The sequence below is a fragment of the uncultured Caldilinea sp. genome (assembly GCF_937128415.1).
GTDB lineage: Bacteria > Chloroflexota > Anaerolineae > Caldilineales > Caldilineaceae > Caldilinea.
Map to the genome: position 1 here is coordinate 1 of NZ_CAKZMJ010000016.1, position 22,001 is coordinate 22,001.

19 protein-coding genes are annotated in these 22,001 nt (G+C 64.6%); 13 read left to right on the plus strand and 6 right to left on the minus strand.

Annotation, left to right across the window (positions count from 1 at the left end; all coding sequences use genetic code 11):
* The first annotated feature begins 235 nt into the window (after window positions 1-235).
* From Q0367_RS02165 to Q0367_RS02195, 7 genes are all read left to right on the plus strand, one after another.
* On the plus strand, window positions 236-1,045 hold the full coding sequence (locus Q0367_RS02165; protein ID WP_298980758.1) for a DeoR/GlpR family DNA-binding transcription regulator: 810 nt from the start codon (window positions 236-238) through the stop codon (window positions 1,043-1,045).
* Between the two features lie 131 nt (window positions 1,046-1,176).
* Window positions 1,177-1,941 carry an HAD-IIA family hydrolase gene (locus tag Q0367_RS02170; RefSeq protein ID WP_297637340.1) on the plus strand — a complete coding sequence of 255 codons (765 nt, stop codon included), beginning with the start codon at window positions 1,177-1,179 and terminating at the stop codon, window positions 1,939-1,941.
* Between the two features lie 118 nt (window positions 1,942-2,059).
* Complete coding sequence (locus Q0367_RS02175; RefSeq protein ID WP_298980759.1) at window positions 2,060-3,466, plus strand: dihydrolipoamide acetyltransferase family protein; 1,407 nt, start codon at window positions 2,060-2,062, stop codon at window positions 3,464-3,466.
* A gap of 188 nt (window positions 3,467-3,654) precedes the next feature.
* On the plus strand, window positions 3,655-6,117 hold the full coding sequence (locus Q0367_RS02180; RefSeq protein ID WP_298980760.1) for a thiamine pyrophosphate-dependent enzyme: 2,463 nt from the start codon (window positions 3,655-3,657) through the stop codon (window positions 6,115-6,117).
* A gap of 13 nt (window positions 6,118-6,130) precedes the next feature.
* Window positions 6,131-6,955 carry a polyphenol oxidase family protein gene (locus Q0367_RS02185; RefSeq protein ID WP_298980762.1) on the plus strand — a complete coding sequence of 275 codons (825 nt, stop codon included), beginning with the start codon at window positions 6,131-6,133 and terminating at the stop codon, window positions 6,953-6,955.
* Between the two features lie 169 nt (window positions 6,956-7,124).
* On the plus strand, window positions 7,125-8,192 hold the full coding sequence (locus Q0367_RS02190) for a DNA translocase FtsK (protein WP_298980764.1): 1,068 nt from the start codon (window positions 7,125-7,127) through the stop codon (window positions 8,190-8,192).
* A gap of 98 nt (window positions 8,193-8,290) precedes the next feature.
* Entirely contained in the window at window positions 8,291-8,749 is a 459-nt protein-coding gene (locus Q0367_RS02195) for a hypothetical protein (RefSeq protein WP_298980766.1), read from the plus strand.
* 9 nt (window positions 8,750-8,758) lie between these two features.
* Here the strand turns inward: Q0367_RS02195 and Q0367_RS02200 are convergent, their stop codons facing one another.
* The 5 genes from Q0367_RS02200 to Q0367_RS02220 form a co-directional block, all read right to left on the minus strand.
* The gene (locus Q0367_RS02200) at window positions 8,759-9,649 is read right to left on the minus strand and encodes a cyanophycinase (RefSeq protein WP_298980768.1); all 891 of its coding nucleotides are present in this window, start codon (window positions 9,647-9,649) and stop codon (window positions 8,759-8,761) included.
* 83 nt (window positions 9,650-9,732) lie between these two features.
* Window positions 9,733-10,395 (minus strand): hypothetical protein, encoded by a 663-nt coding sequence (locus Q0367_RS02205; RefSeq protein WP_298980770.1) that lies wholly within the window; start codon window positions 10,393-10,395, stop codon window positions 9,733-9,735.
* 18 nt (window positions 10,396-10,413) lie between these two features.
* Complete coding sequence (gene nth, locus Q0367_RS02210) at window positions 10,414-11,076, minus strand: endonuclease III (protein ID WP_298980771.1); 663 nt, start codon at window positions 11,074-11,076, stop codon at window positions 10,414-10,416.
* The gene (locus Q0367_RS02215) at window positions 11,073-11,573 is read right to left on the minus strand and encodes a phosphoribosyltransferase (RefSeq protein ID WP_297637304.1); all 501 of its coding nucleotides are present in this window, start codon (window positions 11,571-11,573) and stop codon (window positions 11,073-11,075) included. Before Q0367_RS02215 ends, nth begins: the two co-directional genes overlap by 4 nt.
* A gap of 57 nt (window positions 11,574-11,630) precedes the next feature.
* Window positions 11,631-13,658, minus strand: coding sequence for an endonuclease/exonuclease/phosphatase family protein (locus Q0367_RS02220; RefSeq protein ID WP_298980772.1), 2,028 nt, complete (start codon window positions 13,656-13,658; stop codon window positions 11,631-11,633).
* Between the two features lie 103 nt (window positions 13,659-13,761).
* On the opposite strand from Q0367_RS02220, the gene Q0367_RS02225 reads away from it, so the two are divergent.
* Window positions 13,762-16,914, plus strand: a complete 3,153-nt coding sequence (locus Q0367_RS02225) for a S8 family serine peptidase (RefSeq protein WP_298980774.1) — start codon at window positions 13,762-13,764, stop codon at window positions 16,912-16,914.
* A 39-nt stretch (window positions 16,915-16,953) separates the two neighbouring features.
* Here the strand turns inward: Q0367_RS02225 and Q0367_RS02230 are convergent, their stop codons facing one another.
* A complete protein-coding gene (locus Q0367_RS02230; RefSeq protein WP_298980775.1) occupies window positions 16,954-17,655 on the minus strand; it encodes a zinc ribbon domain-containing protein in 702 nt (233 codons plus the stop codon).
* 249 nt (window positions 17,656-17,904) lie between these two features.
* Between Q0367_RS02230 and Q0367_RS02235 the strand changes: the two genes are divergently transcribed.
* From Q0367_RS02235 to Q0367_RS02255, 5 genes are all read left to right on the plus strand, one after another.
* On the plus strand, window positions 17,905-18,108 hold the full coding sequence (locus Q0367_RS02235; RefSeq protein WP_297637291.1) for a hypothetical protein: 204 nt from the start codon (window positions 17,905-17,907) through the stop codon (window positions 18,106-18,108).
* Between the two features lie 3 nt (window positions 18,109-18,111).
* Entirely contained in the window at window positions 18,112-18,957 is an 846-nt protein-coding gene (locus Q0367_RS02240; RefSeq protein ID WP_298980776.1) for a ComF family protein, read from the plus strand.
* The gene (locus Q0367_RS02245) at window positions 18,954-19,967 is read left to right on the plus strand and encodes a bifunctional oligoribonuclease/PAP phosphatase NrnA (protein ID WP_297637285.1); all 1,014 of its coding nucleotides are present in this window, start codon (window positions 18,954-18,956) and stop codon (window positions 19,965-19,967) included. Before Q0367_RS02240 ends, Q0367_RS02245 begins: the two co-directional genes overlap by 4 nt.
* 17 nt (window positions 19,968-19,984) lie before the next feature.
* A complete protein-coding gene (truB, locus tag Q0367_RS02250; RefSeq protein ID WP_297637282.1) occupies window positions 19,985-20,992 on the plus strand; it encodes a tRNA pseudouridine(55) synthase TruB in 1,008 nt (335 codons plus the stop codon).
* A 27-nt stretch (window positions 20,993-21,019) separates the two neighbouring features.
* Window positions 21,020-22,001 (plus strand): bifunctional riboflavin kinase/FAD synthetase (locus tag Q0367_RS02255; RefSeq protein WP_298980777.1); only part of this gene is annotated, 982 nt, incomplete at its 3' end.

The window sequence follows — 22,001 nt, forward strand, 5'->3', positions numbered from 1 at the left end:
TCTCTCCCAATGCTGGGAGAGGGGGAGAAAGCGCCGTCGCAGCCCCGAATTCTCTGGATTCATCGTAGGTGCGGCTCGCAGCCGCACACCTCAGGCGCACCCAGGAGCCGCAGGAAAAAAATCTGCATACAGAGACTCCTTTGCGACTCTCAACGCAACCTCATCGGACTCAATCGATACGCGCCGATGAAGCGCATTTGACAGACGTCACTGTTTATGCAAGAATCGAAAGCAAATGAAAGTGATTGAAGATAACCGCAAATTGACAGACGCATTTGACGATCTGTACCTGGCCGAGCGGAGACGCGCCATCGTGGAGCTGGTGCAGACGCAGGGGCGCGTCGCCGTGGCCGAGCTGAGCCAGCGTTTCGGCGTTTCAGAAGTGACGATCCGCGCCGACCTGCAGGCGCTGGCCGAGCAAAAGCTGCTGGTGCGCACGCACGGCGGCGCCGTGCGTATGGACAACGATCTCGGTGAGATGGCGCTGGCCCTGCGTCGGCAACGTCAGGTCAAAGAAAAGAGCCGCATCGGTCAGGCGGGCGCCGAGCGAATTGAGGAGGGGGACGCTGTCTTTCTGGATTCGAGCAGCACCTCGCTGGCGATTGCCCACCATCTCAAGCAACATCGTTACGTGACCGTCGTCACCAACAGCCTGGAGGTGGTGCACGAGCTGTTCGACGCGCCAGGTGTGGATGTCGTGTTGGTGGGGGGCGTCTTGCAGCGCGAGACGGCCTCGTTCGTCGGCGCACACGGGCTGGAGGAGATCGCCAGGCTCAATCTGCAGAAGGGGTTCTTTGGCGCGCATGGCGTTGATCTGCTGGCCGGCCTGACCGACGTGAGTCCCGACGAAGCGGCGGTGAAGCGCCCGATCGCAGCGCTGTGTCGCCAGGTGATCGCCGTGCTCGACGCCACCAAATGGGCACGGGTGGGCGTCGCTTCTTTCGCCAGCCTCGACCAGGTGAGCGTCATCATCACCGACGCGGGCGCGCCCGGTGAGATGGTGGCGGCTGTGCGCGCCCGCGGCGTCGAAGTGGCGATCGTTTGATCCAGTCGCGCGTTGGACAATGCAAAGCCATAAAATTTGGGGCAAAAGCCATAACGTGAAGTTAACCCAAAGCTGGTACACTTGAGCGATGTGAAAAATACTATCGTTCAAGAACTTCACGGAGCAGGAAGATGAAACAATACAAAAATTACCTGATGGACATGGACGGCGTACTGGTGCGCGGCAGGACGCCGATCCCCGGCGCCCAGCGCTTCATCGACGCCTTGAACGAGCGCGGCATCCCGTACCTGGTGTTGACCAACAATCCGATGTACACCCCACGCGACCTGGCGCACCGCTTGCAGACGGTGGGACTGCACGTGCCGAGCGAGCGTATTTTCACCTCGGCGATCGCCACGGCGCGCTTTTTACAGCGTCAGCGCCCCAACGGCAAGGCGTTCGTGATCGGTGAAAGCGGCCTCACCGACGCAATTTACAGCGTTGGCTACGTGATGACCGAGACAGAGCCGGATTACGTCGTGCTGGGCGAAACGCATGGCTACAACATCGCTCAGATCACCAAGGCGATACGCCTGATTGCGGCCGGCTCACGCTTTGTGGCGACCAATCCCGATCCTTCCGGCCCTTCAGAGGATGGCATTGTGCCGGCCTGCGGGGCCATGGCGGCGCTGATCGAAAAAGCCACCGGCGTGTCGCCCTACTTCGTCGGCAAGCCCAATCCGTACATGATGCGCAGCGCGCTCAACTTCCTGGGCGCGCATTCCGAGGAGACGATCATGATCGGCGACCGCATGGACACCGACATCGTCGGCGCAGTGAGCAGCGGCCTGGACACTGCTCTCGTGCTCACCGGTGTGACCCGCCGAGAGGAGATCGACCGCTTCCCCTATCAGCCGACCTATGTCTTGGAGTCGATTGGGGATGTTGCATTATAGCGGGAGATGATTTGCAACGGTGATTTGTGGTGCGTGTTCCGTGGGGATTCGCCCACGCGCCACAAACCCTGGAACACCTATGAGCGACTCAGTTTGAACAAAAAGCAGGAGAGAATCCATGCCCACATCGGTCGTCATGCCGAAACAAGGCAACACCGTCGAAAGCGTCATTATCGTCGACTGGAAAAAGCGCGTTGGCGAAACCGTTGAGGTGGGCGACGTGCTATGCGAAGTGGAGACGGACAAAGCGACGATGGAAGTGCCCAGCCCCGTCGCCGGCGTGTTATTGAAGACGCTTTACAATGTGGGCGACGAAGTCCCTGTCATGACGACGATCGCCTGGATCGGCGAGCCGGGGGAGGCGGCGCCAGATGGCGAAGGGGAGGCTGTAAGAAGCGAAGAAGTCGCTTCTCCATCGGTTCCATCCGCTGTATCTCCTGAAGCGCCGGCGGCTGCGCCATCTCCGGCCCCGGCTGCTGAGCTTCGGCCTCCGATCTCCCCGCGCGCGCGTCACCTCGCCGAACGCAAGGGCGTTGACACAGGTGGGTTGACGGGCAGCGGGCCGGGCGGGCGCATCATCGAGCGCGACGTGCAGGCCGCCCTCGCAGCGCAGCCCAAACTTACGCCGGTGGCGAAGGCGATGGTGGCCGAGGGTGGATACGCCGTGCCGGCGCAGGGGAGCGGGCCCGGGGGACGCGTGACATCGAAGGATCTGGTGAGAGCGGGAGAGCAAGAGAGCAGAAGAGTGGGAGAAGTTCTGGAGCGGATTCCGCCTGCGGGGGCTGCGCAGGCTCCTGTCTCCATCGCTGCCCCTTCGCCCCTCGCTCCTGGCGAAGTCGAGATTATCCCCGTCAAGGGTGTGCGCAAAGTCATCGCCGAGCGCATGTTGCAGTCGTTGCAGACGACAGCGCAGCTGACGATCCATGCCTCGGCGGATGCGCGGGCGTTGCAGGCGCTGCGCAAGCGGCTCAAGGAAAGCCCGGAGGCGATGGGGCTGCGAGGGATCACGATCAACGACCTCGTGCTCTTCGCCGTGGCGCGCACGTTGCCCGCCTATCCTGGCCTGAACGCCCTGTTCACCGGAACCGAGATCCACCAATATCGCAGCGTCCATCTGGGCGTCGCCGTCGACACCCCGCGCGGGCTGATGGTTCCCGTGATCCGCGCGGCGGAGGCGCTTAGCCTGCGTCGGCTTTCCGCCGAGGCCAAGCGCCTGGCTACAGCCTGCCTTGAGAGCAAGATCACGCCCGACGAGCTGACCGGCGGCACCTTCACCGTCACCAACCTCGGCGCCTTCGGCGTCGAAAGCTTCACCCCTGTGCTCAACCCGCCGCAGGTGGCGATCCTGGGCGTCTGCGCCATTCAGCCCAAAGCAGTGGAGGTGGACGGCGAAATTCGATTCATCCCTCACATTGGACTGTCGCTGACGATCAATCACCAGGTGGTGGACGGCGCGCCGGCTGCGCGGTTCTTGCAGGCGCTAGGACAGGCGATCGCAGCGATCGATCTGTTGTTGGTTGGATAGGATCAACGGAGAGGTGGTGCGTGTTTCGTGTTGCGTGTTTCGTGATAAGAACCGAATACACAACACGCAATACGCACTACGCAATACGCACTACGCAACACCCAATCACGCAATACGCAGTACGGAACACCCAATCACGCAATACGCAGTACGGAACACCCAATTGCGCAACACGAAAGAAGCCGACTATGACGAAAGCAATTTTGATCGACCCCACGGAAATGCGCAAGCCCTCGATTTTGCGAGGGCCGGAAATCCCGTTGAACCAATATGTCTCCGACCCGGCGGCGGAGGCGGCGCGCTATGGACGAGACGCGCTGGTGCGCGTCTATCGCGATATGGTGATCATCCGCGAGTTCGAGACCATGCTCGACCGCATTAAAAAAGAAGGCGTCTACCACGGCATTGAATATCAGCACAAAGGGCCGGCCCATCTCTCCATCGGACAGGAGGCGGCGGCGGTGGGCCAGGCGCTCGTGCTGACGCCCGACGATTTCATCTTTGGCTCGCACCGCTCGCACGGCGAGATTCTTGCCAAGAGCCTCTCCGCCATCGCCCAGCTCGATGAGGCGGCGCTCACGCAGATCATGACGACCTACAACGGAGGCGACACGCTGCGCGTGGTCGAAACCTTTCACCGCAACGGCGGCGTCAAAGATCTGGCTGTCGACTATGTGCTCTTCGGGACGCTGGCGGAGATCTTTGGCCGTTTCGCCGGCTTCAACCGCGGCATGGGCGGTTCGATGCACGCCTTCTTCCCGCCCTTCGGCGTCATGCCCAACAACGCCATCGTAGGCGGCTCCGCCGACATCGCCACCGGCGCTGCGCTCTTCAAACGCGTCAACCGACGACCGGGCATCGTCATCGCCAACATCGGCGACGCATCCATGGGCTGCGGCCCGGTGTGGGAGGCGATGATGTTCGCCGCCATGGATCAATATCGTAAGCTCTGGCCGCCCGAAGTCGGCGGCGCGCCGCCCATGCTTTTCAACTTCATGAACAATTTCTACGGCATGGGTGGCCAGCCCTACGGCGAAACAATGGGCTTCGAGGTGCTGGCGCGCGTCGGGCTGGGCGTCAACCCAGAGGCGATGCACGCCGAGCGCGTCGATGGCTACAATCCGCTGGCGGTGGCGGACGCCGTCGCGCGCAAGAAGGAGCTGCTGCTGGCCGGCCGCGGCCCTGCGCTGCTCGACACGGTGACGTACCGCTTCGCCGGCCACTCCCCGTCCGACGCCTCCGCCTATCGCACCAAGGAGGAAGTGGACCTCTGGCGCCAACACGACTCGCTCATCGGCTACCGAGACTATCTGATCGCCAACGGCCACGCCTCCGAAGGCGAGCTGGACGCCATGATCGAGGAGACCATCGACCGGCTGGTGCGGGTGCTCTCCGCCGCAGTGAACGACGAAATCGCCCCGCGCATTGCGCTCGATTCGGAATACATCGGTGACATCATGTTCTCCAATCGCCGCCGCGAGCGCTACGGCGACGGCGCACCCTGGGTGTTGCAGAAAAAAGAGGAAAGCCGCTGGGCGCAGACGCAGGCCAAGTTCCGCTTCGCCTTCGATGAAAATGGCAAACCTCACCCCAAGCTGAAGACGCTCACCTACGCCGAGGCGCTCTTCGAGGCCATGATCGAAGGCTTCTATCGAGACCCCACGATGATCGCCTTTGGCGAGGAGAACCGCGACTGGGGAGGCGCCTTCGGCGTCTACCGCGGCTTGACCGAGGCGCTGCCCTATCCTCGCCTCTTCAACACACCTATTTCCGAAGGCGCCATCGTCGGAGCGGCGGTCGGCTACGCCCTGAGCGGCGGCCGCGTGGTGGCGGAGCTGATGTACTGCGACTTTATGGGCCGCGCCGGCGATGAAATTTTCAACCAGATGGCGAAGTGGCAGGCGATGTCCGGCGGCGTGTTGGAGATGCCGCTGGTCTTGCGCGTCTCGGTCGGCGCCAAATACGGCGCGCAGCACTCGCAGGACTGGAGCGCCATGGTCGCCCATGTGCCCGGGCTAAAGGTCTACTTTCCGGCCACCGCCTATGACGCCAAGGGAATGCTCTCCCTGGCGCTGCGCGGCAGCGATCCGGTTGTCTTCTTCGAGAGTCAACGCCTCTATCCGGAGCCGGAGACGCTGGTGGAGGGCGGCGTGCCGCTGGAGGACTACGTCGTGCCGGAAGGCGAGCCGGCGCTGCGCAAGAGCGGCCGCGATCTGACCCTCATCACCGTCGGCGCCACCCTCTACCGCGCGCTGGAGGCGGCGCAAGTGTTGGAGGAAAAGTACGGCGTTTCGACCGAGGTGATCGACGCGCGCTTCCTCAACCCGCTCAACTATGCGCCGCTGGTGGAGTCGGTCAAGAAGACGGGCAAGGTGGTGTTGGCCTCGGACGCCTGCGAACGCGGCTCCTTCCTGCATACGATGGCCTCCAACCTGACGCAGCTCGCCTTCGACTACCTGGATGGACCGCCGGTCGTCGTCGGTGCGCGCAACTGGATCACGCCGCCCGCCGAGCTGGAGGAGATGTTCTTCCCGACGAAAGAGTGGATCATCGACGCCGTGCATGAGCGCATCCTCCCTCTGCCAGGGCACAAACCCTCGACGCGACAGGCGACGAACGAGATTTTGCGCCGCAATCGGTTGGGCGTTTAACCACCCTGCGCCCATGGTTCGCGTGCATCACAGCAACGGGGTCATCACCTACGTCTTCGAGCAACTGGCGAGCGCGCCCGTCGCTGCGCATGTCTCCACGCGCCACGGCGGCGTCAGCCCGGAGCCGTGGCGCAGCCTCAACTTCAGCGTGGCGCGCGGGGATGCGCCCGAGCGCGTGCAAGAAAATCGCAGGCGGTTGGCCGCCGCCCTGGGCGTCGACGCAGGCGACATGGTGCACTGTCGCCAGGTGCACGGCGTGGGCGTGGCCAGGGTGGGCTGGGAGCACGCCGGCGCAGTGATCGACGGCTGCGATGGTCTCATCACCGACGCCATCGGGTTGCCGCTCAGCCTCGTCTTCGCCGACTGCGCGCCGATTCTCATCTATGACCCGGATCATCACGCCCTGGGCGTCGTTCATGCGGGCTGGCGCGGCGCGCTCGAAGGCGCTGCGCCAGCGCTGTTGCGCGCCATGCAGCGCGCCTACGGCGCCGACCCCGCGCGCGTGCTGGCCTGCATCGGCCCGAGCATCGGCCCGGAAAGTTACGAGGTGGGGCCGGAAGTCGCCGCGCTGGCGCAGGCGCGGCTGCCCAACCCTGCTGCAGCGCTCCACCATCCCAACGGCGCACATCGCAATCCTCACTTGAACCTGTGGGAAGTCAATCGCCAACTCCTCGTCGAAGCGGGCGTTGACCCTCGCCATGTCGAGATCAGCGGCATCGACACCGCGCGCAACACGCAGGACTTTTTCAGCCATCGCGCCGAGAAAGGACGCTGCGGATTGTTCTGCATGGTGGCCTGGCTTCTGGCCGACTCACCTCGTGCGCTTTTGGCTGAATAAAAACGCTATCGCCATAGCCTGCCCTTGCGCCCAAAATAAATCCTGCACCTCTCCCAACACCCTGTTCCTTCAACAGAAACAAAAAATTCCCCCTTGACAACCCTTCTCAGATCGTCTATATTTCCGGTGTAGAACATTTGTTCTATTCTTTGACTGGAGCAACGACGCGATGGGCTATCGACGACGCACGCTGGAAATGCAGGCGGATCGCATCGAGGCGGTGCTGGAGCGCCATCATGTTCAGGCGCGCGTCACGGGGGGAGCGGTGACTCCTCGCTTCGTGCGCTTTCAATTGGTCACCGACGGTGCGACCAAAGTCAATAAGATCAAGGCGCTCGCCGATGAGATCGCCATGGAGCTGAACAAGCGAGAGGCGCGCATCTATCGGGAGGGCGCAGCCATTCAGGTGGAGGTGCCAAGGGAGCGCCCGGCGCCGGTGCGGCTGCTGCCCCTGTGCGAGCGGTTGGGAAGCGCGCCGCCGCTGACGGCCGTGCTGGGGCTTGAGCCGGACGGCACGCCGCTGATGTTGCGGCTGCCTGCGCCGGATGTGGCGCATGTGCTGGTGGCGGGCACAACAGGCTCCGGCAAGACCGCCCTGGCGCGCACGCTGTTGACCTCGCTGGCAATGTACAACCGCCAGAGTCAGGTGCAGCTTGTATTGATCGACCCAAAGGGTCGCGGCTTCGGAGCGCTGGCCTGTCTTCCACATGTGTTGGGGCGGATCGCGGCCAGCGTCGAGGAGGCGACCGAGCGGCTGCGCTGGCTGGTGGAAGAGATGGAGCGCCGCGACCGCGCCGGCGTCAATCGCCCTGCGCTGGTCGTGGGCATCGATGAGCTGGCGGACCTGCTGATGACCGGCGGCGCCACGGTCGAGACGCTGCTGACGCGGCTTGGCCAGCGGGGGCGCGAGGCGGGCATTCACCTGGTCGCCTGCACGCAAAAGCCGACGGCGCAGGTGATCGGCGGCGCCCTGAAGGCAAACTTTCCCGTGCGGCTGGTGGGCGCAGTCGCCAGCAAGGATGAAGCCCGCTACGCCACCGGCATCACAGACAGCGGCGCAGAGAAGCTGGAAGGCAAAGGAGACTTTCTGCTGATCGCCAAAGGGGAGAGCGTGCGCTTTCAGGCCGCCTGGCTCGGCCCTGAAGACATCGAGAGAATATGCCTGGTGCTGCGAGAGGGCGCCTGCGGGCGGCGATGTTGGTCCGGCAGCCACGTCCGGCCCGCAGGCGTCCGGTGAAAGGATGTACGTGGTTCATGTTGTGTGTTTCATGAAAAGACACGGCGTATGCAACACGAATCACGCAACACGCGACAGATTCAAAGGAGCAAATGCACATGAAATTCTGGGTGGTGGTGGGACTCTTTCTGTTGGTTGTGGCGGCGTTTCTGGTCGGCCAACGATTGAGCGCCGACGCCGTAGGCATGGCGATCGGCGTGCTGCTGGGCGTGTTGGCCGGCGTCCCGGCTGCGCTCTTGGTGCTGGCCTCCGGTCGGCGACGGCAGGAGGAGGCGTTTGACGACGAGGACGAGGAGATGAACCACTACGGTCCACGGCGCGGACGCTACGCCGCGCCTTATCCTGCCTTGCCGTCGCAGGCTCCGGTCATCATCTTTGCGCCCCCAACGGCGCAAACGTCCCACGCCGGCGAACATCCCGGCGCGCACTATGCGCACGGAGGCTATGCACCGCCCCTGCCGTCACGGGCGTTGCCGGCGCCGGGGCAACGCACCGTTGACGGCGGGCGCGCTTTCAAAGTAGTGGGCGAGCAGGAGGAGTGGCTTACAGAGTGGTGAGCGGCCCCGTCAAAATGAGGAAAACTTCTCATAGCCCGCCTGCGGAATCTCGCTCGCCGGCGGGCTCTTCGCCTGATGGAGGTCCAGGTTGTAGGTGTAGCCACTGCCGAGCGTGTGAATCTCCACGCCGCTGACGCGAAAGGGTTGGTTGGCCGCCGCTGCGTACAGGGTCGTTTCCTCCATTTGCCAGCCATCGACGATCAACGCCGCGCCGGCGCCGAAGACCTCCAGCTCGCTGTTGGCGTAGATGACGGCGCCGGTGTTGGGGTCAAGCGCCACGCCGATCAGAAAGGGATTATGGGCGACGGCGACGAGCAGGCGCGGCAGGTGTGTGCGCAGATGTGTTCCGGCCTCCTCGTCGCAATCGAACGCTACGCGGTTGACGATGCCCAGGCCCGGCGCAAAACGAATCAGGGAGGACGTCAACTGGATTTCCGGCGCAGGCGCAACATGGGTTGGAAGGATCATGTGCTGGCTCAAGACGCTGGCGCTGCGCCCTACGCCGCAGACGACGCGGCCGCGTGCGTTGGCGCGGCGAATCGCCTGCGCAACGGGCGTTCCTCCCAGAACGCCGACAAAGCGCAGGGGATTGCCGTCGGTGATCATGACGCCCGTGGCGCTCTCGATACGCGTTATCAGTTCAGACGCAAAGGCCATGCGACGGTCGGCGATGGAAAGCACATCGACCGACTCCACCTCGGCGTCGAGAAGCCAGCGGCGACATCGCTCCACCAGAGGGTCGTCCGGCGCAGCCGTGGGCGCAATCAAGATACGCGCGCCGTAACCGCCCGCCTCGTCCCAAAAGCTCTGCATCATGCGCTCAAAACCGAGCGGTTCGGTCAACGGCCCCATAAAGATGATCGGGCCGCGCGTGAACCCTGGTGGAACCGGGGCTGGCATGGGAACCTCCTGTTGTGTGTTTCGTGGCTCGTGTTGCGCCTGCTGGAAAGACGGTCACGGAGCACGAGCCACGCCACAAATGCTTATTCACCAAACTGCATTGCGCCGGTGAACGACCGCAAGAGCTGCATTCCGTCTTCCTCCGGCTGGACGAGCGTAGCGATCAAGAGCTGTTCGCCCGTTGCGTCAAGCGCAGCGACTTGATGGCCGACCATGCGCCCGAGCTGCGTCGCAACGCGATACGAAACCAGGGCGACCGGCAACCCATCTGGCCGCAAATCGGTTGCGAGGCGGGCGGCGACGTCGCTGACGCTTTCGTCCTCGGCCAGCTGGCTGCGAACGTCTTCCAGATAACGCTCGAGCGACAGGTCGTTGCGAGGGATGGCGACCAGCGTGAAGCGCAGAATGCTGTCGGCGAACGTCTCGGCTCCCCGCCAGGCTATCAGCAGCGGCGCAACGTCCTGCATGTCAAAGGGAGGATCGTCGGGCCATTGTTTCACCACATAGCGCCAACCTGCGGGCATTGAAAACGTCACCCAGTCCAGGTCAAGCGTCCCTTCGCCTTCCTGCCAAACGCCGCCCTCCTGCCAGGCATTGTGGGTCGGCGGCGAGGAAGTCGGCGTCGGCGACTCGGTGACCGGAGCAGGCGCAATCTCAAGCGGTCGCAGCGCAGCCCAAGCCATGAACAGCGCCGAAGCGATGACCAACACACCGACGATGATAGTCCAGAGGGTTTGACTGCGCATGGCGAGAGTAATCGGTCTTTATACTTGGGCGGACGGGCAAAGATGGCGGATGACGCAGGCGGCGCAGTTGGGCTTGCGCGCGTCGCAGACGCGACGACCGTGAAAGATCAGCAGGTGCGCAAGGTCGATCCATTCCTCGCGCGGCGTGATCGCCATCAAATCCTTTTCGATCTTGTCCGGGTCACTGTGCGCGCTCAGCCCCAAGCGGTTGGCCAGTCGCTTGACGTGCGTGTCCACCACGATGCCGTCGGCGATGCCATAGGCGACGCCCAGCACGACATTGGCCGTCTTGCGCGCCACGCCCGCCAGCGTGAGCAGCTTTTCCATGTCGGCGGGCACCTCGCCGTCGTATTCCTCCACAATGCGCCGACACGCCTGCTGGATGTTTTTGGCCTTGTTGCGATAGAAGCCGGTGGAGCGGATCATCTCCTCCAGCTCGCCGAGGTCGGCCTCGGCGAAGGCGCGCGCGTCTGGATATTTGGCAAAGAGCGCAGGCGTCACCTTGTTCACCCGCTCGTCGGTGCACTGCGCGGAAAGGATGGTCGCCACCAACAGCTCCAGCGGGTTGCGGTGATCGAGCGCACAGCGGGCGTCCGGATATTCCGCATGCAACAGTTCAAGGATGGCGCCGATGCGCTCCGCCGCCGGCGCGTCTGCAGTGAGTTCCTTCTTGTCGTTCATGAGTAGCTCGGTTCCGTGCGCACTCGATAGTCAGAATCGTCAATCCGTTGCCAGGGGTAATGGACGAAGTCCTCGGTGATCTGAGCGTAATAGTCCGGCTCATCGTCGGAGAAGATGCTGCTCGCTTTCTTCCAGTGCAGCACGGCCAGCTCCGGATAACCGCCCGCAATTTCAATGCGACCTTTCACCGCCATGATCGTGCGGCCGCGGTACCAGAGATTATCTACGACCAGAATCTTGCGGCCGCGCAGCAGCTCGTCGGCGGGGAACTGGATAAAGCGCGGCCAGCTCAACGCCGCGCGTTGCCCCGCCTGTTCAGGGAAGAGCACGGCGGCCGTCAAGACCTCCTTCATTTTCAGCGCTTCGGCGATCATGCCGCCGGGGATGATGCCCCCACGCGTAATGGCAAGGATCAAGTCGTAGGGAGTGTTGAGCTTAAAGATCAGACGGCTGACGAGCTCCTCCAGCTCACTCCAGGTCAGGTAAACATGCTTCATGGCCCTCTTCTCCACATCGATGAGTCTCTCATGCGCCGTCATCGAAGAATCTCCACCTTACGGCGCAGAGGCAGGCGCAGCGCTCCATAGCGCCATGGCGGCGCCGGCTGCGCTGGCCTGATGGCGCGCTGTTGTCATGAAGCGATTTTCGCCGGAAATGACAGTTATCGCAACATCGGAGAGCGACAGTTCAACATGGGGAGGGGCTTGAAGCAAGAGGCGATAGGCTCCTGGCCTCACGTTCCAGAGGCGGAAGTCCCCGCGGGCGTCGGAGGCGGCCTGCGCCACGCGAGAACCGCCGGCGTCCAACAGCTCCACCTGCACGCCAGGATAGCCGACGTTGCCGGCCACCCAGCCGACCCCGCGCGGCCAGATGCGCACCAGCAGGGGGTCATGGTCGCTGGCGTGAAGGACGTCGGCGGCGGTGGGCGCCTGCGGAGACGCATAATCGGCGCTCAAGCGCAGAATCGTCGCCTCGCCGACAATTTCGGCGAGCGCCGGACTGACCAGCACATGGTCAAGCGCCTGGCTGGCGCCGTTGTAGATGTAGGTGTAGCGGCTGAGCGGCGGCAGACGATCGAAAAGGTGGACAAGGTCCGGCTCCGTCGCCGTGCGCACCGTCTCGACCGGCTCGCTGCCGTAGTAGTCGTTGAGGTCGCCGAGCACAATCACGGCGGCGTTTGGGTTGGCGGAGAGCCGCGCCTGCGCAAGCTCGGCCACCGCCTGCGCCTGGCGGATGCGACGAGGCAGGTTGACGGCTTCGTCGCCCACCTTGCTCTTCCAGTGGTTGACGATCACGGTGAGGGTCATGGCGTCGCCCCAATTCCCTTCCACCGTCAGGTCGGCGACAAGCGGCGGCCTGTCGAAGAGCGGGAACGTCCCGGCGGGGCATGCGCCGGGATCGACGACCCCGTAGTCGACAGGGGAGCAAGACTGCGGGCTGGCCAACGAGAGCACGCGCACGCGGTCGTTGCGCGTCAAGAGCGCATTGGTGAGAGGAAATTCAGGGTTGGCGGTCTGAGGCCCCGGCAATGCAGAGGCCGCGTAGTCGAGGCCGAAGCGTTCGCGCAGATGCGTCGCCAGCGCCTCAGCGTCGCGCGGGGTCCCGCTCTCCTGCAGACCGATGACCAGGCAACCGCCCAGCCATTCTGCGATCGCAAGGCTGCGACGGTGCAGCTCCCGCGCATAGTCATTTGGATCCGGATGCTGCGCCGAACCGCCGCCCAGCGCCATCAGGTTGTAGGAACAGACGGTGAAGTCTTCCCCGCCGGCCGGGGCGGCTGGAAGCGGCGCAGCCCCAGCCGCGTGAATGCGCTCCACAATCGCGCCGGGCAGCAGCAACAGCTGATACTTGCCGAAGTTGTAGTCCAGGATAGCGTCGAACGCGGCGCCGTCGAGGCCGGCGATGCGGACGCGGTCGCCGTGGTGAAGGTCAGGCAGAGGAGCGCCCAGGGCGCTGCTGACGTACACGAGCAGCGCCTGCTCGACCGGTTCATCGAAGAAGATGCGGCCATCGCTGATGTAGGGGTGGAGCGAGGCGGGGATGAGCGCAATTTCCGCCTCGCCGCTGGCGTAGCGTTTGGTCGGGCCATGCACGACGCCGGTCAGCGCCTCGGCGCGCACCCACATCCCTTCAAGCGGCTCATACATCTCCTCAGGCCGCGCGGCGTAGGGAAGCGTCGGCAGCGGCGCGGGCGTCGGCCTGCCCCGGCAGAGCATGGAGGGTTCGATGGCTTTGACGCGCGAGAGTTCGGTCTTGTCGTAGAATTCGTCGATCAACGCGCCGCGCACCAGGACGCAATCGCCCACCCTCACGTCAGGACGGCGCCGCGTGTAGACGTAGATGCCGTCGCTGGTTTCGCCGCGGCCGTCGCCGACCGGGTCCTGCAAATAGAAGCCGGCGCTCCCCACGCCGGTGACCACGCCGAGGGCGTCCACATAGCGGCCGCGCAGGGGCGTGGCCGTTCCTTCGCCTTGCAAGACGTAGACGGGGATTGGCTCGCTCGGTTGCGCTGCAGAGAACGAGGTGAAGCAAAGCCAAAGGAGCAAAGCAATGGTGGTCAGGGTGAGTGATCTACGTTTCATCGTCTGATCCTGGTGGGGATTGGCGTATAATAGCTCAATCATTGTGGCAGTTCGGAAACCACTGCAAAATAGACTTTTGCTGCATTCTTCCAGGATGATGTTGATGCATCGACGCATTTTGCTTCGCTGGCTCGCGTTCTTCAGCGCTCTGGTCTTTTTCGCACCGTTGCGAGGCGAGTCGAACGCCGGCGGGTTGCAACGCCTTCCGCTCGCAGTCGACTCGCGCTCGCTGCGCGCCTACATGATCGAGCTGGAGGCGCCGCCGGCGACCGTCTATGCCGGCCGGCTTCAACAGGAAGGCGTAAGCGCCGCAGCCGCCGTCGCTGCAACGCAGGCGCATATCACCGCGCTCGATCAGGCGCAGCGCTCCTTGGCGCACGCAGTGGAGGCAAGCGGCGCGCAGATGCTCTATCGCCTGCAGCGCGTCTACAACGGCGTCGCCCTGCTGGGGACGACGGAGCAGGTTGCGCAGTTCGAGAGGCTCCCCGGCGTCAAGGCCGTGCACCCCATCGTCAGCAAGCAGCCGGCGCTGGCATCCAGCGTTCCATTTCTGGGGGCGCCGGCCCTGTGGCGCGGCTTCGATGGCCGCCTTCCTGCACGCGGGGAAGGCGTGCGCATCGCCGTCATCGACACCGGCGTCGATTATCTCCACGTCGATTTCGGCGGGCCGGGCGTCGGCTATGCGCAAAACGATCCGACGGTCGTGGGCGACGTCCTCGGCTTTCCCGGCGTCAAAGTGGTGGGCGGCTACGATTTCGCCGGCGACGCCTACAACGCCGACCCGCGCGCATTCTCCTACAACCCGATCCCGGCGCCCGACCCCGACCCGATGGATTGCTATGGGCATGGCACGCACGTCGCAGGCATTGCGGCTGGCTTCGGCGTCACCCAAGGCGGGCAGACCTACGCCGGCCCCTGGGACGACTCGACCGACTTCGCTAACCTGCGCATCGGCCCAGGCATAGCGCCGCTGGCGCACATCTATGCGCTCAAGGTCTTCGGCTGCTCCGGCAGCTCGGACATCGTCGACCTGGCCATCGAGTGGGCGGTCGATCCAAACGGCGACGGCGATTTCTCCGACCGCGTCGACGTCATCAACCTCTCGCTCGGCTCCCCCCTGGGCGCGCTCTATGACGCCACCGCCGTCGCGGCCGACAACGCCGCTGCGCTCGGCGTCATTGTGGTGGCGTCGGCGGGCAACGTCGGCGACGTGCGCTTTGCCCTGGGCAGCCCCTCCAACGCCGACCGTGTGATCAGCGTGGCGGCGACGCGGCACGGCCTGGTCGAGATGGGGCCGGACGCCCCACAGCCGCTCGATATAGCGACGGGCTTCTCCTCGCGGGGGCCGCGCACAGGCGACGCCGCGCTGAAGCCGGACATCGCCGCGCCGGGCGCCGGCATCGTCTCCGCCGCAAGCCAAAGCGGCGCCGGCGCGGTGAGCCTGTCCGGCACGTCGATGGCTGCGCCGCACGTCGCCGGCGCCATGGCCCTGCTGCGGCAAATTCACCCAGACTGGAGCGGCGCCGAATTGAAAGCGCTGGCGATGAACACGGCGCTGCCGTTGGTGCGCAGCGCCGCAGCGCTGACCGGCGCGCTGAGCGCGCCTTCGCTCGTCGGCGCAGGCCGCATCGATTTACCGTCGGCGGCGCGCGCCGATGCAGTCGCCTACGCCGCCGACGCACCCGGTCGCGTCTCGCTCAGCTTCGGCATGCCCGAAGTGCTGGATCGCTATCAGGCCTCGCAGCGGCTGCGCATCGCCAACAAGTCGAGCCGGACCCTCGCGTATCAACTCAGCTATGTTCCTCTGACCGACATGTCCGGCGTCACGGTGACGACGCCCGTCTCCACAGTGACGGCTCCGGCTGCAGGCTTCGCCGACGTTATCGTGACTCTCCACGCCGACGCCGCGCAGATGGAGCGAGCTCTCTCGTCGCCGGACCTCGATCGCCCGCGCTTCGACGAGGAAAGCGGCTATCTCCTGCTCTGGCCTACGGAGGCGACCTGGCGCGCCACGCTGTCCCACCGCGACTATCCGGCGGAGGTTGCGGCGGCCTATCGCCCCGCCGAGCGCTTGCTGGAGCTCACAGTCGCCTTCACTGCGACCGCGCCTGGCGGAAGCGGCGCCCTGCGCCTGCGCACGGTGGACGGAAGCGCGCTGGCTCACACCGCGCCGCTTTCGTTGACAACCTCCTTCACGGTCGCCCTGCCCCTCGCTCCATCGCATGAACTGCTGCTGGCGACAAACAAGCTGGTTGTGGAGCTCTGGCTCGACGACAGCGCTGCGGTTTTGAGCGGCGCGCTCCGCAGCGAGGAGAGCGTTTTGCATGTTCCGTTGCATGCAGCCCCGCGGCCCGTGAGCGCCATGCGTGCGGCAAGTTCTCTGCTGACCTTCGACGAGACGCTCACCGCCACGCTGGTCTTGACCGGGCAGGCGCTCGACGCCGGCGCGCCCTCGACCGATGTCGTCTCGCAGGTGAGCGTCTTTCAACTGGAGGTGCAAAGCCCCAACAGCCGCCCCCAACGCCTGCCGGACGAGGCGCTCGATCTCTACGACAGCGCCGACATCAGCCACATCGGCGTTGCGACCAATGCCCCGATCGCCGCAGACGATGAAGCCCTGATCTTTTTTGGGATCGCGACGCATGCGGCATGGTCGTCTCCCAACCAGGTGCGCTTCGACGTGCTGATCGACGCAGACGGCGACGGCGCCGCCGATTTCCGACTCTTCAACAGCAGCCGCGAAGGCTATGCTTCGGAGCGCTTTTTCGGAGACTCATTTGTCAGCGCGCTCGAAAACCTACGCACGCGACGACGGGTGATCCAGGGGCCGCTCAACGGGGCGCCGCCCTCCGTCGCCGATCTGCGGCCCTTTGCAAGCCGCGTCATGGTGTTGCCGCTGCGCGTATCTGACCTGGCCCTGCCGCCCGGTCAGACGGTCATCTCCTACACGGTGGAGAGCTATCATCGCTCCTTCGGCGATCAGCCTGAGGACGTCATCGACCGCACGCCCCCGCGCCGGTTCGATCTGGCGCGGCCGGCGCTTCAGGTCATGAACGACGGAAGGGAGGCCCCTCTCTGGGAGGACCGGCCCGGCGCTGCGCCGACGCCGGCGCTTGATCTGGACGGTTACGCAAGTCATCCGGGGACAGGAATTTTGCTCTTCCATCATCACAATGGCGTGGAGGCGCAGGTGGAGGTGGTGCAGGTGCGCTATTCCTGGCCAAAGACAATTCACCTGCCGCTGTTGATGCGGTGACCGCCTTGCCATCAACGGCCCGAGCAACGGCTGTCGTCGCTAGGCGGCGAAGAGGATGCGCCCACAACTCGGGCAAAAAACCGGCGTCCCCGCCGCCGTGCGCGCGTGGCTGACGACGCCTGTAGGCAAGGCCATGTTGCAGGCGCTGCATGCCCCGTTCTGCACGGCGGCCACGGCGACCCCGGCCTTGCGTTCGACGAGCTGCGCGTACAGGGAGAGTGCATCGGCGCTCAGGCGCTCGCTCAGCCGTTGGCGCTGCTGCTTCAGTTGGGCGTAGAAACGTTTGTATTTTGTCTCTTCCTCTTCCAATGTGGCCTTTTGCGCCGACCAGGTGTTCTCCAAATGGGCAAGCGTTGCCTCTTGGTCGGCGAGCTGACGCTGATGCGCTTCGCGCTGTTGCATCGACTCGATGGCGACCTCTTCGACCTGCGCGCGTTGCCGCTTCATCGACTCAATGCTCGACTGCAACGCTTCCAGCTCGCGCGCGTTGCGCACCTCGCCGCTCATCAGCCGGCGCTCGCTCTCCTGGATGCGTTCGGCGAGTTGGCGGCTGTTCAGCTCGGCGTCGATCTGTCTCGCGTGCAGGCGCTCCAGCTCGCTGCGCAGCGTTGCGACTGCGGCGCGCGCCTGTTTCAGTTCCTCAGGCTCCTCCAGCTTCCGACGAATTTGCGCCACGCGACGCCGGGCCTTGTCCATGTTGAGATCGATCTTTTGCAGCTCATACAAGCCGGCGATATCCATAGCAGGCCCCTTTCCTCTGGAGACGAGAAATGGTTCAACAACCCTAGAAGTGCATCTATCCGTTCCACCCTGAGGAAGCTTCAGGCTCCCTGAAAGGTTGCAAAATCGCGAAACAAAGGCTCTTCCTATTGTAGACCTCCCCGCCAACGTGTGCAACTTGGGACGCCGTCGCCGCCGATGGTATACTGACGCCATTGTGAGTGCGCCTCAGGAGAGACGCCGATCGGGAAAGGGGCAACGGTGAACGCTATGGCGAAATACCCATCCAATCGAGGCAGCGAGAGCTTCATGGAATTCGCCTTGATGATTATTCTGCTGGCGATCGTGATGCTGTCGATCTTGCTGATCGTGGGAGACAGCATCCGCGAGTTCTTCAACGACATCGGCATTCGCTGGTCGCTGTTCGGCGGGCAGGGATTGTGGACGCCATTCTATCTGCACCGGATTTTTTAGCTTATGTCGACTGCGCAACGGCGTCGCCTTCTGCGCTGGCGCAACGCAATTCGCACGTGGACGACTGCTGGCGTCGACCTGTTGTTCCCGCCGACCTGCGTAGCCTGCGATCGGCCGGGGTGGCGCATCTGTCCGCGCTGCGCACAACTCGTCCTTCCTGCACCTCAAACGATCTGTCAGCGCTGCGGCCGCGCCCAACCGACGCCGGTTGATCGTTGCGACCTCTGCCGAGACGACGCAGCGTTTCCGTTGCAACGCGCGCGGGCGGCGGCGCTGCATGTCTCGCCCCTGCGCGAATGGATTCATCTGCTGAAATACGAAGGGCGCCGAGACCTTGCGCCGTTGCTGGCGCGGTACCTGGTCGCTGCGCTCGATCGCCCGGACTGGCGCGAGATCGTTCCGCGCCTGGACGCCGTGGCGCCGGTGCCGCTGCACGACGAACGACGCCGCGAGCGCGGCTACAATCAGGCGGAGCTGCTGGCGCAGGCGCTGTGCGAACGCCGTCGCCTCCCCCTGCGCACCGACCTGGTGCAGCGCTCAAGGCTCACCCGCTCTCAGGTGGGCCTCAACCGCGCCGAACGCCGGGAAAATGTACAGGATGCGTTCACGGCCACATCGGCCTGCCGGGGGCTGTCCATCCTGCTGATCGACGACGTCTACACCACCGGCGCCACGTTGTGCGCCTGCGCCTCGGCTTTGTTGAAAGCGGGCGTCGCCGCCGTCTACGCGCTGACGCTCGCCATCCCCGAACGCCCGGACGCAAGCGATCTTCCAGACGACGCCTTTTCGGACCCACGCGTCGTCCGGAGTTTAGCCGACCGAACAACCGCTTCCACGAGTGCATCATGAGCCGTTCCGTTCCTCTTGAGTTAATCGCCGCAATTCACAGCCACGACAAGTTTCTGTGCGTCAGCCATGTCAACGCCGACGGCGACGCCTACGGCAGCGTGCTCGGCATGACCCATCTGCTGCGCAACATCGGCCTGCAGGCGACGCCGGTCATGCCGGAGCCTGTCAGCCCAGACTTCGCCTTTTTGCCCGGCGCGGAGGAAGTGCTGTCGCCCGAAGCGGTCGACGTTGCAGAGTATGACTTTATCATTTGTCTGGATATGTCCAGCCCGGATCGCATGGGTGCGCTCCAGCAGGCGGCGGAGCAGGCGCAGACGCCGCTGCTCGTCATCGACCATCATGTCACCAACACACGCTTCGGCGTCGTCAACTGGGTCGAGCCGAACGATGCAGCTACCTGTCAGATGTTGACAAGGCTGGCGGATAAACTCTTTGCGCCGATCGATCCCGATGCGGCGACGTGCCTGCTCACCGGCATCGTCACCGATACGCTCTGCTTTCGCACCAGCAACACCACGCCTGAAGTGATGGAGGCTGCGACGAGGCTGCAGCGCAAAGGCGCCAGCCTCCCCTGGATCGTGCAGAAGACCTTGAATCGCCTGCCCTTCCGCATCCTGCGGCTATGGGGCGACGTGCTGCCCGGCGTGCAACTGCGCGAGCGCGTCGTCTGGGCGGCGGTGACGCAGGAGCAGCTGCGCGCCGCGGATTGCGAAGACGACGACCCGCGCCTGAACAGCGTTCTCGCTTCGGTGGAGGAGGCGGACATGAGCGCCATTTTCACCGAGAAGCGAGATGAAACGGGCAGGCCCATCGTAGAGTGCAGCTTCCGCGCCAAGCCGGGCTTCAACGTCGGCGACCTGGCCTTTCGGCTCGGCGGCGGCGGGCATGCACCCGCCAGCGGCTGCACTCTGCCCGGTTCGCTCGCCGAAGTCGTCGACCGGGTGGTGGCGCTGCTGATTCAAGAGCGCAAGCGGCAGGAGATGGCAATCGAAGGCGACGCCTGGGTCTGAACAAGATGACCAAAACGATGCAGACGATAAACGACAACAACGACCATCCATCGTTGGATGGACTGCTGGTCGTAGATAAGCCAGGCTGCGACGACCTCGCGCCGCAGCCGGCGCAGGGCGACCTGACGACCGCCCCTGACGATGTTTCAAGGCGGTTGCTCTCCAGCCATGATGTGGTGGCGCGCGTGCGAAGATGGAGCGGGCAAAGACGGATCGGTCACACCGGCACGCTTGACCCGATGGCCAGCGGGCTGCTGTTGCTCTGCCTGGGCAAGGCCACGCGGCTGGCGGAGTTCTACCAACATCAGCGCAAACGGTATCGGGCGGTGGTCGTCTTCGGCGCGGCCACCGACACCGACGACGCCACCGGTCGGGTGATCGAAACGGCGCCGACGCCGACGCTTGACCCTGCAGCCATCCGACATGCGCTGGCCTCCTTCCTCGGCGACGTCGAACAGCAGGCCCCGCTCTATTCAGCCATCAAGCGACAAGGAGAGACGCTCTATCGACGCGCGCGCCGAGGGGAAACCGTCGCAGCGCCGGTGCGCACCGTCGCCTTCTACGCCATCGACCTGGTCGAAGTCACGCCTCCCGACCGCATCATGCTGGAAGTCGAATGTTCGGCCGGCGCCTACATGCGCAGCCTGGCGCGCGATCTGGGCCGCGCGCTGGGGTCGGCGGCCTACCTGCAGGCGTTGCGCCGCACGCGCATCGGCGAGTTTCGCATCGAAGAGGCGCACAGCCTCGCAGCCGTCGAGCAAGCCTGCCGCGAGGGAAGGCTGGCCGACCTGCTTCTCCCTGTCGGCGAACGGCTCCCGCTGCCCGTCCATTGCCTGGACGACGAGACGTTGCGCCGTTTGGGCCATGGGCAGGTCGTCTCGCTGGCGGAAGGCGCATGCGACCCGGAACGGCGACTGGCGGTCGCCCAAGACGAGCGAAGCCGCTTCATCGGCGTCATGCGTCGGCTTGACAATGGAGCGTCCGGCGCCGGCTGGCGCTGGAAAGCGGAAAAATGGTTGGGATAACAGCGCGACCCACAAGAAACGAGGACTATGCGCATCTTCACCGATTTGCGTCAGGCGCAGCTTGACGGCCCCACGGTGCTGACCATCGGCAACTTCGACGGCGTCCACCTCGGCCATCAGGCGCTGCTCACTGCCATGAAAGCCATCGCCGCGCGTCTTGAGCAGGAACAAGGACGGCCGGCGGCCACGGCCATTCTCACCTTCGACCCCCATCCGGCGCGCGTGCTGCGGCCGGAGGTTCCGTTTCACCTGCTGACGACGCCGATGGAGCGCCTGGAGATTGCGGCCGGCCTCGGCGTCGCCTATGGGATCATCCAGCCTTTCACCCACGAAATCGCCCAACTCACGCCGGAAGCGTTCATAACACTTCTCAAAAAACATCTGGGGCTGGCGGCGCTGGTGGTGGGGCCGGATTTTGCCCTGGGCCGCAACCGCAGCGGCGACCTGCCTTCGCTGCGCGCGCTGGGAGCCGCCATGGGCTTTACAGTGGAGGTGATCGAGCCGACCGCCATCCAGGAAGAGATCGTGCGCAGCAGCCGCATCCGCGCCCTGTTGAACGAAGGCGAGGTGGCGAGGGTGACCGCCTTGCTGGGGCGCCCCTATCGAGTGGTGGGCGTGGTGGAGCACGGCGACCAGCGCGGGCGTCAGGTTGGCATTCCGACCGCCAATCTGCGCACGCCGCCGGAAAAGGTTCTCCCCGCCGACGGCGTCTACGTGACGCGCACGCTGATCGCCTCCTTCGAGCGGATCGATATTTATCCAAGCGTCACCAATATCGGCGTTCGCCCCACGGTGAACGGCCTGCACCGTCGCGTGGAGACGCACATTCTCGACTTCCCGCCGCCGGATGAGGTCGACGATCTGTATGGCCGCACGCTGGCGGTGGATTTCTTGAGCCGGCTGCGCAGGGAGATGCGTTTCCCCAGCCTCGACGAGTTGGTCAAGCAAATTCACGCGGATATCGCCCAGGCGCGTGCATGGTTCGCCTCCGAGGCGCAGAAAGCGGCTG

What these genes read in the sequence shown, in the direction of transcription:
- Q0367_RS02165 (WP_298980758.1), top strand. Translation starts at nt 236, where the DNA reads ATGAAAGTGATTGAAGATAACCGCAAATTGACAGACGCATTTGACGAT.
- Q0367_RS02170 (WP_297637340.1), top strand. Translation starts at nt 1,177, where the DNA reads ATGAAACAATACAAAAATTACCTGATGGACATGGACGGCGTACTGGTG.
- Q0367_RS02175 (WP_298980759.1), top strand. Translation starts at nt 2,060, where the DNA reads ATGCCCACATCGGTCGTCATGCCGAAACAAGGCAACACCGTCGAAAGC.
- Q0367_RS02180 (WP_298980760.1), top strand. Translation starts at nt 3,655, where the DNA reads ATGACGAAAGCAATTTTGATCGACCCCACGGAAATGCGCAAGCCCTCG.
- Q0367_RS02185 (WP_298980762.1), top strand. Translation starts at nt 6,131, where the DNA reads ATGGTTCGCGTGCATCACAGCAACGGGGTCATCACCTACGTCTTCGAG.
- Q0367_RS02190 (WP_298980764.1), top strand. Translation starts at nt 7,125, where the DNA reads ATGGGCTATCGACGACGCACGCTGGAAATGCAGGCGGATCGCATCGAG.
- Q0367_RS02195 (WP_298980766.1), top strand. Translation starts at nt 8,291, where the DNA reads ATGAAATTCTGGGTGGTGGTGGGACTCTTTCTGTTGGTTGTGGCGGCG.
- Q0367_RS02200 (WP_298980768.1), bottom strand. Translation starts at nt 9,649, where the DNA reads ATGCCAGCCCCGGTTCCACCAGGGTTCACGCGCGGCCCGATCATCTTT.
- Q0367_RS02205 (WP_298980770.1), bottom strand. Translation starts at nt 10,395, where the DNA reads ATGCGCAGTCAAACCCTCTGGACTATCATCGTCGGTGTGTTGGTCATC.
- nth (WP_298980771.1), bottom strand. Translation starts at nt 11,076, where the DNA reads ATGAACGACAAGAAGGAACTCACTGCAGACGCGCCGGCGGCGGAGCGC.
- Q0367_RS02215 (WP_297637304.1), bottom strand. Translation starts at nt 11,573, where the DNA reads ATGAAGCATGTTTACCTGACCTGGAGTGAGCTGGAGGAGCTCGTCAGC.
- Q0367_RS02220 (WP_298980772.1), bottom strand. Translation starts at nt 13,658, where the DNA reads ATGAAACGTAGATCACTCACCCTGACCACCATTGCTTTGCTCCTTTGG.
- Q0367_RS02225 (WP_298980774.1), top strand. Translation starts at nt 13,762, where the DNA reads ATGCATCGACGCATTTTGCTTCGCTGGCTCGCGTTCTTCAGCGCTCTG.
- Q0367_RS02230 (WP_298980775.1), bottom strand. Translation starts at nt 17,655, where the DNA reads ATGGATATCGCCGGCTTGTATGAGCTGCAAAAGATCGATCTCAACATG.
- Q0367_RS02235 (WP_297637291.1), top strand. Translation starts at nt 17,905, where the DNA reads ATGGCGAAATACCCATCCAATCGAGGCAGCGAGAGCTTCATGGAATTC.
- Q0367_RS02240 (WP_298980776.1), top strand. Translation starts at nt 18,112, where the DNA reads ATGTCGACTGCGCAACGGCGTCGCCTTCTGCGCTGGCGCAACGCAATT.
- Q0367_RS02245 (WP_297637285.1), top strand. Translation starts at nt 18,954, where the DNA reads ATGAGCCGTTCCGTTCCTCTTGAGTTAATCGCCGCAATTCACAGCCAC.
- truB (WP_297637282.1), top strand. Translation starts at nt 19,985, where the DNA reads ATGCAGACGATAAACGACAACAACGACCATCCATCGTTGGATGGACTG.